Raw genomic sequence first — 8,999 nt, 5'->3', positions numbered from 1 at the left:
GTTCGTTCTTACCGGGGATGGCCTGCCCGTCCGAAGGTTCCGGATGGGCAGGCCCTGTCTACTGTGGTGTGTCGCCTGCCCCGAAGGCATCTTTGACCTTTTCGATCATCTGTTCGGCCATGGCCGGGGCGATCACGGCCTCATCAGGATCGGCGGCGCCACCGGCAGCGGGCGTGAACAGGAGCCGCTCGGCATAGGGCGCGTCCCGGCCCATCACATAGGCGGCGGCCGTCTGGGCGTAAAGGTCCCTGGCATCTTCGACGCTTCGTGTTCCTTCAATGATCTCCACCGCAAGGTTCAGCGTAAGGGTGTTGAACGCTTCATGGTCGCAGCGGGAACCCAACTGCCCGGCAGTCCGGTCCACGATGACACTGCCGTCGAAGGCTGCCAGGTCGCTGGCCCTGTGAGGGGGCACCTGGTAGCTGACGAACTGTGTGAAGTAATCCACGTGCGGAGTGGGAAAGTTGTGCAGCACGTGGTCCGCCGTTAGTTCCATCTTGGCCCAGGGGCCTGTTGCGTACCAGAAGAGTTTGCTCGGTGTGGCTTCGTGTGGGGGGCCGTAGTGCTCCAAAAGCTGGGCTGCCGTCATTTTCGGTGCCGCGGGCCAGTGATCGACGATGGACTGGGCGGTCTCCAGCGGCACGCGCTGTTGCTGGCCGTAGGCAGCTGTCGATGTGCCTGCGGATTTCAGTTTTTCCGCGGCGGCTTTGACTGTCGCCAGTGAGTTCATCCGTTCCATGGTCGGTGTTTGCAGATTGTCATCTTTGGATCCCATCGGATTTTCCCTTCCGTGTTGGTTGGATTGTGGTGCAGGATTTCCTGCACCGGTTGTGCCTGCTGTGTGGACGCAGGCAGTCAGTGCAGGTATTCCGCGAATTCCTTCTCGAGGTATTGCTTGGGCCGGGCACCGACCACGGCGGATTTCAGGGCGCCGTCTTTGAACAGGTAGATGGCGGGGATAGAGGTGATGCCAAATTCCGCCGCTACCCGGGGGTTTTCATCGATGTTGACCTTAACTACGTCCACTTTTCCGGCGTGCTCGGCCGCGAGCTGGTCCAGGACGGGGGAGACCATCCTGCAGGGCCCGCACCATTCCGCCCAAAAATCGACGATCACCGGCTTGTTTGATCGCAGGACCTCCTGTTCAAACGTGCTGTCGGTGACATCCCTTGCGCTGGTCATAACAATTCCTTTCGGTATTTGAGGTTATCGAGGGCCATTTGGAAGGCCTCGCTGTAGCTGGGGAACTGGGCGACCTGGTCGTGCAGGACCGCCATGGGGATCCGGGCCCGGATCGCGAGGGAGGCCTGGTGGATCCATTCCCCGGCCATTGGGGATACGGCCCATGCCCCGATGAGAGTGCCTTTGTCGGTGTCGGTCAGCAGCCCGAGGTGTCCGCGGGGTTTCTGTTCGTAGGTCCAGGGGCGGGTGAGCGATTCGGCCAGGTCCAGTTCGGCGAAAGCGGTTGACAGGCCCTGCTCATCGGCCTGGGCCTGGGTGATCCCCGCGGCCGCGATCTGAGGGTCCCCGAAGACCACCCTGGGGATGCCGCCATAGGTGGCCGGCCTTGCGCGGCCAAGGATGGCGTCTGCCACGATACGGCCCTGGTACTTGGCCACATGGGTGAAGGGCATGACCGCTGTGATATCCCCGATCGCCCACACGTTGTTACCGGCCCGGCACTGCTCGTCGATCACCACCCCGCCCTTGGGGTCAAGCTTCACACCTGCTGCCTCAAAGCCCAGATCCTTGCTCCGGGGCCTGCGTCCCGTTGCGAAAATGACGACGTCGGTGCTCATTGATGTGCCGTCGTCGAGCTCCAGCGAACTGCTGTTCCCCTCACGCCTGGCACGCACGGCGTTGGACGCCAGCCGCACCTTCACGCCGGCCTCTTCGAGATAGAGCCGCGTCAGTTCGCCGACGCGGGGCTCCTCGCGTTCCATCAGGCTCTTACCGCGGTGCACCAGGGTGACATCCACGCCGAAGCGGGCCAGGAACGTGGCGGTTTCGGTGCCCACCGCGCTGCCTCCGATGACCACCGCACGCCGCGGCAAGGCGGTGGCCGTGAACGTATCCCTGTTGGTCCAGATGGTGACGTTTTCTGCCCCTTCCAGCTCGGGGACGACGGCCTCGGAGCCGGTGGCGATGATGATGTGATCTGCGTGGATGGTGGTACCTTCTGCCTGCAGCGTGCCCGGCCCGGTGATTCTGGCCTCGGCCTTGATCACGGTGGCGCCCTGCCCGTTATAGCCATCGACCTGCGCTTTGTCGTCGAGGTGTCGGATCATGTAGTCCCGGTAGTCGCTGGCCGCGGCCCAGTCCAGTTCGGCTCCGGTGACGCCGGCCACCCTGGTTGCCGCGGTCCTGGCTTCCGGTGGCCGCAGGAGTGTTTTGGAGGGCACGCATGCCCAGTATGCGCATTCGCCGCCGATCAGTTCACGTTCGATCACGGCGACCTTTTTGCCGGCCTTCAGCAGCCGGCTCGCCGCCACCTCGCCCCCCGGTCCCATGCCGAGAACGGCGACATCAAAGTGTTCCTCCATCAGTTCCTCCCTTTCCTAGTGAGTAGGCATCCCTGAGGCGTGGTCAGGTTGCGCAGCAGGAGAGCCGGGAGATATCGGTGGTGTAGGACTGGGCGGCGATTTTGATGCCCTCGGCCATCGTCAGGTAGGGGCTCCACAGGTTAGCGACCTGCTCGACAGTCATGCCTGCCTCCAGGATGTACACCCCTGCCGCGGCAATGTCGCCGGCTTCTCTGCCGACGGCGGTGAGCCCGAGGATCCTGCCGGTCCCGTTCTCGGCCACGAGCTTGATGAAGCCCCGCGTATCCCTGTTCACCAGAGCGCGCGGAACGTACTCCAGCGGTAGAACACGGCATTCGCAGCTGATGCCCCCGCCGTTTGCCTCCTGGTCGGTCAGGCCGACGGCGGCCATCGCAGGGCTGGTGAACGCCACCCGTGGCAGGTGCCGGTAGTCGACTTCGCGGCCGGCGTTGTTGAAGGCGTTTTCGACGGCGAGGGCGCCGTGGGCGGATGCGACGTAAACGAATTCCCTGTGCCCGGTCACATCGCCGGCGGCCCAGATCCTGGGGTTGGTGCTGGCAAGCGTGTTCTGCACCAGGACCTCGCCCCGGTCCCCGGTTTTCACCCCGACCGTGTCCAGGTTCAGTCCTTCGGTAACGGCGCGCCGCCCGGTGGCCATCAGCAGCCGTGCGGCCCGGAACTTCTCCTGACCGCCGGCGATGTCCGCGACAGCCTTCACGCCACCGGTGTCCTCATCTTTCCCGACCGAGGCCAGGGTGGCCCGGCGGATGACGCGGATGCCTTCATCGGCGAAGACGCTCATCAGTGCCAACGAGACTTCGGGTTCTTCCGCCGAGGCGAGGCGGGACCGGACCAGCATGGTCACTTTGGATCCCAGGCGCGCAAACAACTGGGCCTGCTCCAGGGCCACGTAGCCGCCGCCGACCACCAGCAGGGATTCCGGGACCTCTTCCAGTTCCATCGCGGTGGTGGAGGTCAGATAATCCGTTTCCCGAAGTCCCGGGACCGGGGGAGTCCAGGGCGCCGAGCCGGTGGCCACCAGGTAGCGGGCCGCAGTCACCGACTCCCGCACGCCGTCGGACGAGGTGATTTCCAGCACCGGGTCCTCCGGTGTCCCGGCGAACGCCGCATCCCCGTGCTTGAAGTCCCATCCGTAATCAGCGATCAGGTCAACGTACTTCTCCGAGCGCATCCCCTCCACCAGGGCCCGCTTCCCGCCGATCAGGCCAGGCATGTCCACGGGCCCTGCGGCTGCAGTGATGCCGGGGAACCTGTCGCCGGCATCCAAGGCCACGTGGCGGGCCTCGGCTGCTGCGAGCAACGCTTTGGAGGGCACGCATCCGGTGTTCACGCAGGTCCCGCCAACTGTCGAGCGCTCGACCATCAGGACACTTTTGCCCAGGTTGGTTGCCCGGATGGCCGCAGCGAAGGCGCCCCCGCCTGAACCGATGATCGCCAGATCAAAGTCAAACTCCTGTGTTACAGCCACGAAACCTCCGCCAGTAGAAGGGAACCTGTCCCTGGGTCGAACGGCGGCTCCCCGATGGACCCGCATGACGTTCTTCCTCCCCAGCCTGCACCTTCCCCCGTGGGGGAAGGTCAAGGGAATGCAATCCCCCGGCATTCATTGGTGTGTCAGGACTCCTTGGGGAACCTTTACCTATACTGGAACCTGCAGGTCACCGGGGACCGCCGGAAACTCCCGCGGCCTAAGGTGCTGGAAGTGAGGTCAGTGATGCTTATCGGTGAAGTTGCCAAAGCTGCAGGGATGACGCCGAAGACCCTTCGGTTCTACGAAGAGCAAGGACTGCTTCCACCTGCTCAGCGGGGCCTCAATGGATATCGGCAGTACGGCGATGACAGCGTAGCCCGGCTTGACTTTATTGCCCGGGGCCGGGCCGCGGGACTGTCCGTGAGCCAGATCCGGAACATCCTTGCCGTCAGGGAGCCCGGCAACGCTCCCTGTGCACATGTGCAGGACATCCTGGCGGGCCAACTGGCCGAGCTCGACCAGAAAATCGCGGAACTGACCGCCCTGCGGGCAGGTGTGGCCGCCTCGTATGAGGCCGTTGCAGCAGGCAACCCGGCAACCTGTGATCAGTCCAGGGTCTGCAGCTACCTCTGACCATCCCTACGCACCCCACGGTTCATGCTTCAATCGTCACTCCCCGCCAGAAAGCGATGCGGTCACTGATCGGCGCAGCCCGCTTTTTGGGTTCACTGTAGAACCACGCCGCGTCCACGTTGACCTGGCCATCAACGTCAAGGGTGTGATAGCCGGCCTGCCCCTTCCACGGGCAGACGGAATACATGTCGCTGTCCCTGAGGTACTGAGGATTCACCGCCTCACGGGGAAAATAATGGTTGCCCTCAACCATCACCGTGTCCTCGGACTCGGCAATGACTTTCCCGTTCCAGATAGCCCTGACCATATTCTTTACCTTTCACCGTTTCTGATTGACCCGGACGCGGCGAGTACAACGTCCATATCACCCGGTAGATCGGATCCCATTGCGTTGGTGGAACGGATTCCCGATGCACCGAAATGATGCTTGTTCTGTAGCCATCACGATAGGGCGACAGCTGCCGGGCTTCTGCGATCTCGAACACACAATGCCTGCCCCGGCTGGTGAAGTTCCTGCATCCCGGGTAAGGTCACGCCGACGGTCTTAAGGCCGCGATTCGCAGAGAATCGTGTTCCGCCACCGCCCCGATCCTTCCGCTGCGCCCAGGGTTGCCGGAGAAGGCGACCCACGACTACAAGGGCAAGCGGACCACCGCGCTGTCTGCCGCGCTCAAGGTCGCCACTGGGAAAGTGACTGACCCGTGCTACGAGCGCCACGGCAAGGCCGAGTTCCTCGACTTTCTCAAGAAGGTCGCCAAGGCCTACCGGCGCCGCGAGCTGCACGTGGCGCTGGACAACGACCACACCCGCAAGCGCGACGACATCAACGCCTGGCTGGCCAAGAACCCCCAAGTGAGCTTGCACTTCACACCCACGTCCCGGTCCTGACTCAACCTCGTAGAGGTGTTCGTCGGCATCATCACCCGCCAAGCGATCTGGACTGGAACGAACGCTGCCACCCCTTCACCTCGACCGAGACGGCCGACGAGATCCTGCCCGACGCCACCCGTAAACGAGATTCAGTCGCGCGACGCTAGCGGCGCGTCAGGCGGTGATGGCAGTATTAACCCGTGCCCCTCCAACTCGACGTGGACCGCACCGCCCTGGTGCTGCTCGACCTTCAGAACTACACCGTCCATCCCGACGGCTACTGGATGTCACAAATGCCCGAGGCTGTCCAGCGGCTCGCACCGTCGCTTACGCGCACGGCGGAAGCTCTTAAGGCGGCGCGGGAGGCGCCGATCGCGATCGTGCACGTCGGCAATGCCTGGCGAGGCGGCCACCCCGATATCAATCCCCACGCGCCGTGGATGGTCGCCGCCAAGGGAGCCGGGCGCTCAACCGAGGGCACCTGGGGGGTTGAGTTCTACGAGCCGGTCGCCCCACATCCTGAGGAACTAGTGGTGCGAAAGCGGGCTGTGAGCGCATTCGCAGGCACCGAGCTCGAGCGACTACTGCGGGTCCGGGACGTTTCGACCGTCGCATTGGCCGGCAGCATCACGAACTTCGCGGTGGAAGGCACGGCGCGCGAGGCCTCCGACCGCGGCTACCGGGTAGTCATCCTCTCGGACTGCTGCGAGAGCGTGTCGGACGAGTGGCAGGCGTTCTCGATGACGCAGATCCTCCCGATGATCGCCGAGGTGGTCACGTCCGCGACGTTCATCGACGCGCTCAGCGGCAACCACAGCTAATGGGACAGGGCTGGTACGACAAAAACATGCTCGTAGTGCTCAACGGTCGGAATCGGGGAGTAAAAATGATGCAGCAGCCTGCGCCATTCCTGGTACTCCTCGGATCCCCTGAAGCCCTCGGTATGGTCCTCCAGCCGTTCCCACTCCACCAAGAGCAGGTAGGTTTCTGCGTTTTCCATGCAGCGTGAGAGGGTGAGGCCGTGAAATCCGCGCATGGAGGAAATGATCGATTTTGCCTTGTTGAAGGCGATCTCGAACTCGGCGTCCGTGCCCGGCCGGACTGAGAGCAATGCATGTTCAGTGATCACCCGACAATCATTGCCCATCGTCGGCCTTTCCGCGGGACGTTGGGACGGAGACCAGGGAGGAAGGATGCGGCAGGTGGCGCCGGGTCAGATCCCTGTCACGTGCAGGGAATTACGAAGGCGTCGGTCTTGAACCTTAGACGGTGCTACAAGATTCAACCCCGGGGAATGCTACCCCCCTCGCCGTGTGTCGCCAACTCGGCGACGACGAACTGAACGATCTTTTCGCAGCGTCGTGGCACGACTATGAGACGAGATCGTTCGCTCCGGTACTCGGGCGTTCCTGTGGGTGGGTGGGTGAGCAGGAACGGGGCCAGCTCGTCGGGTTCGTCAACGTCGCAGGCGACGGCGGCGTGCACGCGGTCATCCTCGATACGACGGCGCGCCCCGAGGCCCGCCGGATAGGCCTCGGCATCGAGCTGGTCAAGGCGGCCGCACTCGAAACCAGGGGCCGCGGAGCGAGATGGCTCCATGTCGACTGCGAGCCCCACCTCGCCGGCTTCTACGTCCGATCTGATTCCGACCCGACGACTGCCGGCCTCGTGGCGCTCTGATCCGGCAAAAAGTCGAGCGCCGGGTCACGGCACCTGCCCATGGCTGATCGACCAGCAGGGCGGCGGCCCTCATTCAGCCCTTCTCTGCATCTCGCGCCAGCCTCAGGCGACGGTGGCTGGTGGGGTCCAATCTCGCCACCGGCAGTCCCCCGGAACAGTGTCCGGGCTGGTGTCCGCGGCGCGCTCAGGCCATGTCGATGGTCGGTCGTGATTGAGTGGGCTCATGCCGACAAATGTTGAGATCAAAGCGCGTGTGGACAGTCTCGAAACCGTGCTGCCGGTTGTCGCGGCGCTGGCAGACGCGGGACCAGAGGCCGTTGTGCAGGACGACACGTTCTCTCCTGCCCGGGCGGCCGGCTCAAGCTCCGGGCTCTCCGTGATGACCGCGGCGTGCTGATCTACTACCGCAGGGCTGATGAACTCGGCCCGAAGACGTCGTTCTACGTCCATTCGGAGACCTCCGACCCTGACGGGCTGCGACCGGTCCTGGCGCTGGCCTACAGCGGGTGCGGTCGCGTACGGAAGCGCCGCACGGTGTTCCGGATCGGCCAGGCCCGGGTCCACCTTGACCGCGTTAATGGCCCGTGTGGCGTCCTCGCCCCGGCAGAAGGATGAGCCTTCCTCTGGTCTGCCGCCGGGAGCAGATGCGCCGCTGGCTGTCTTGCCCGTTTGTCCAGCGCCTCCTTATGCAGGCCTACAGGAGGATGTAGATGTTCTCGCCGCACTGTCTTGTTGAAGTTGATCACGTCCTTGACGTTGAGTCGGATGCCCTCCTCTGCCCCTGCTGGTACCTTTCCCAGAGCGCATTCGACGGTCAGGGTCGCAGGCAGATGCACGTTCGGGGCAGCGTCTGGCGTGGCAACAATCGAGAGCATCAGCTTTCCGCCAAAGAACGAGGCGGGCAGTCCCTGCGGGGTTGCATCCCCGTAGGACTGGAAACTGACGAGCCCGGTCGTGGTGAATGTCCCTGTGATGGTCTGTCCCGTGGCGGCGACGTGGTGGGCGAATGTTCCGCCTCCCGTGGCTGTTCGCTTGATGGTGTCAAAGGTGCCTGTTGCGACGATGGTGACGATGTCGCCGTTTTGGGCTATGGCCTGCTTGCCGACCGGGCCTCCGAAGTCCTGGATGAGGGCATCGCCCACGTGATATTCGAAGGAACCCTTTGCGGCGGCGGCGCCGGCCGGTCCAGCGGCGAACACGAGGAGCGGTATGGCAATCAAAAGGGAAAGGAGTTTGCGCATGGTTTCCTGGCAAATTCTCCAGTCTGATTGAAAGGTGAGCCCGCTTGGCGCCAAGCCCGGCCCGAGGGGCGGACCGCGGTCCCAGAGTGCTGGCTGCAGGCCGTGGAGCCCTCCGCCGCCGAAATCCGGCGGCGCAGAGCGTCGTCCCGCCCAAGCATGCTGCTCTTCCGGGACGAACAGGACCCCCAGCCATATCCGGCGCATCTATACGTACCGCGGCGCTCAGTTGCGTGCGCAGTCTAGGAACATTGGGCGCTTCGTGGGCCGTCCTGTCAAGAGTGGGCGGCAGGACCCCGCGCAGGGCGGATCTCCGCATTCGAGGGTGCCTCGGCCAGGTGTCACACCACTCTTCGGGCCGGGCCGCCTTTGCCGCGTCGGGGGTCAGAGGTAGCTGCAGATCTCCTCGGGGTCGCACCCGGCGGGGTGCCGGCGGCGGTGCCGTGCATCTGGCAATGGCGAGCACCAACCCGTGGGCCAGGTGTAAAGCTGCACGTTTCATTAGGGCATGAGGGGCAGGGTTGGGAGGGCCGGGGAACATCT

12 protein-coding genes and 1 pseudogene are annotated in these 8,999 nt (G+C 64.0%); 7 read left to right on the top strand and 6 right to left on the bottom strand.

Translation table 11 applies throughout. From position 1 onward, the window contains the following. Window positions 1-58: 58 nt before the first annotated feature. From J7I92_RS14575 to merA, 4 genes are all read right to left on the bottom strand, one after another. The gene (locus J7I92_RS14575) at window positions 59-739 is read right to left on the bottom strand and encodes a hypothetical protein (RefSeq protein WP_214841581.1); all 681 of its coding nucleotides are present in this window, start codon (window positions 737-739) and stop codon (window positions 59-61) included. 116 nt (window positions 740-855) lie between these two features. Next, window positions 856-1,182, bottom strand: coding sequence for a thioredoxin (gene trxA / locus J7I92_RS14570; protein ID WP_214841579.1), 327 nt, complete (start codon window positions 1,180-1,182; stop codon window positions 856-858). Then, entirely contained in the window at window positions 1,179-2,543 is a 1,365-nt protein-coding gene (locus J7I92_RS14565) for an NAD(P)/FAD-dependent oxidoreductase (protein ID WP_214841577.1), read from the bottom strand. The genes trxA and J7I92_RS14565 overlap by 4 nt, the downstream gene beginning before the upstream one ends. 43 nt (window positions 2,544-2,586) lie before the next feature. Beyond that, a complete protein-coding gene (gene merA / locus J7I92_RS14560) occupies window positions 2,587-4,032 on the bottom strand; it encodes a mercury(II) reductase (RefSeq protein ID WP_311380367.1) in 1,446 nt (481 codons plus the stop codon). 246 nt (window positions 4,033-4,278) lie between these two features. Here merA and J7I92_RS14555 point away from each other — a divergent pair, with 246 nt between their 5' ends. Next, window positions 4,279-4,668, top strand: coding sequence for a heavy metal-responsive transcriptional regulator (locus J7I92_RS14555; RefSeq protein WP_214841694.1), 390 nt, complete (start codon window positions 4,279-4,281; stop codon window positions 4,666-4,668). A gap of 22 nt (window positions 4,669-4,690) precedes the next feature. Here the strand turns inward: J7I92_RS14555 and J7I92_RS14550 are convergent, their stop codons facing one another. After that, entirely contained in the window at window positions 4,691-4,975 is a 285-nt protein-coding gene (locus J7I92_RS14550; protein ID WP_214841575.1) for a DUF427 domain-containing protein, read from the bottom strand. 257 nt (window positions 4,976-5,232) lie between these two features. On the opposite strand from J7I92_RS14550, the pseudogene J7I92_RS14545 reads away from it, so the two are divergent. Both J7I92_RS14545 and J7I92_RS14540 read left to right on the top strand, forming a co-directional pair. Next, a pseudogene (locus tag J7I92_RS14545) lies at window positions 5,233-5,705 on the top strand (transposase); the annotation flags it as partial. A gap of 33 nt (window positions 5,706-5,738) precedes the next feature. Beyond that, complete coding sequence (locus tag J7I92_RS14540) at window positions 5,739-6,359, top strand: cysteine hydrolase family protein (protein WP_214841573.1); 621 nt, start codon at window positions 5,739-5,741, stop codon at window positions 6,357-6,359. On the opposite strand, the gene J7I92_RS14535 is transcribed toward J7I92_RS14540, so the two are convergent. Beyond that, the gene (locus J7I92_RS14535; RefSeq protein WP_214841571.1) at window positions 6,356-6,667 is read right to left on the bottom strand and encodes an antibiotic biosynthesis monooxygenase; all 312 of its coding nucleotides are present in this window, start codon (window positions 6,665-6,667) and stop codon (window positions 6,356-6,358) included. The genes J7I92_RS14540 and J7I92_RS14535 overlap by 4 nt on opposite strands. A 182-nt stretch (window positions 6,668-6,849) precedes the next feature. Here J7I92_RS14535 and J7I92_RS14530 point away from each other — a divergent pair, with 182 nt between their 5' ends. The 4 genes from J7I92_RS14530 to J7I92_RS24650 all read left to right on the top strand — a co-directional run bounded on the left by J7I92_RS14530 (window position 6,850) and on the right by J7I92_RS24650 (window position 8,486). Then, a complete protein-coding gene (locus J7I92_RS14530) occupies window positions 6,850-7,218 on the top strand; it encodes a GNAT family N-acetyltransferase (protein WP_311380365.1) in 369 nt (122 codons plus the stop codon). Between the two features lie 223 nt (window positions 7,219-7,441). Further along, window positions 7,442-7,615: a hypothetical protein gene (locus tag J7I92_RS14525; RefSeq protein ID WP_214841567.1), complete on the top strand. Its 174-nt coding sequence runs from the start codon at window positions 7,442-7,444 to the stop codon at window positions 7,613-7,615. Next, window positions 7,609-7,833 carry a hypothetical protein gene (locus J7I92_RS24655; RefSeq protein ID WP_396020394.1) on the top strand — a complete coding sequence of 75 codons (225 nt, stop codon included), beginning with the start codon at window positions 7,609-7,611 and terminating at the stop codon, window positions 7,831-7,833. The genes J7I92_RS14525 and J7I92_RS24655 overlap by 7 nt, the downstream gene beginning before the upstream one ends. A gap of 95 nt (window positions 7,834-7,928) precedes the next feature. Further along, entirely contained in the window at window positions 7,929-8,486 is a 558-nt protein-coding gene (locus J7I92_RS24650) for a hypothetical protein (protein ID WP_396020393.1), read from the top strand. Window positions 8,487-8,999 lie beyond the last annotated feature (513 nt).

The organism is Arthrobacter sp. ISL-72, assembly GCF_018613755.1.
Classification (GTDB): Bacteria; Actinomycetota; Actinomycetes; order Actinomycetales; family Micrococcaceae; genus Arthrobacter.
The sequence above is the reverse complement of the archived record's forward strand: the minus strand, read 5'-3'. Positions and strand labels throughout refer to the sequence as shown.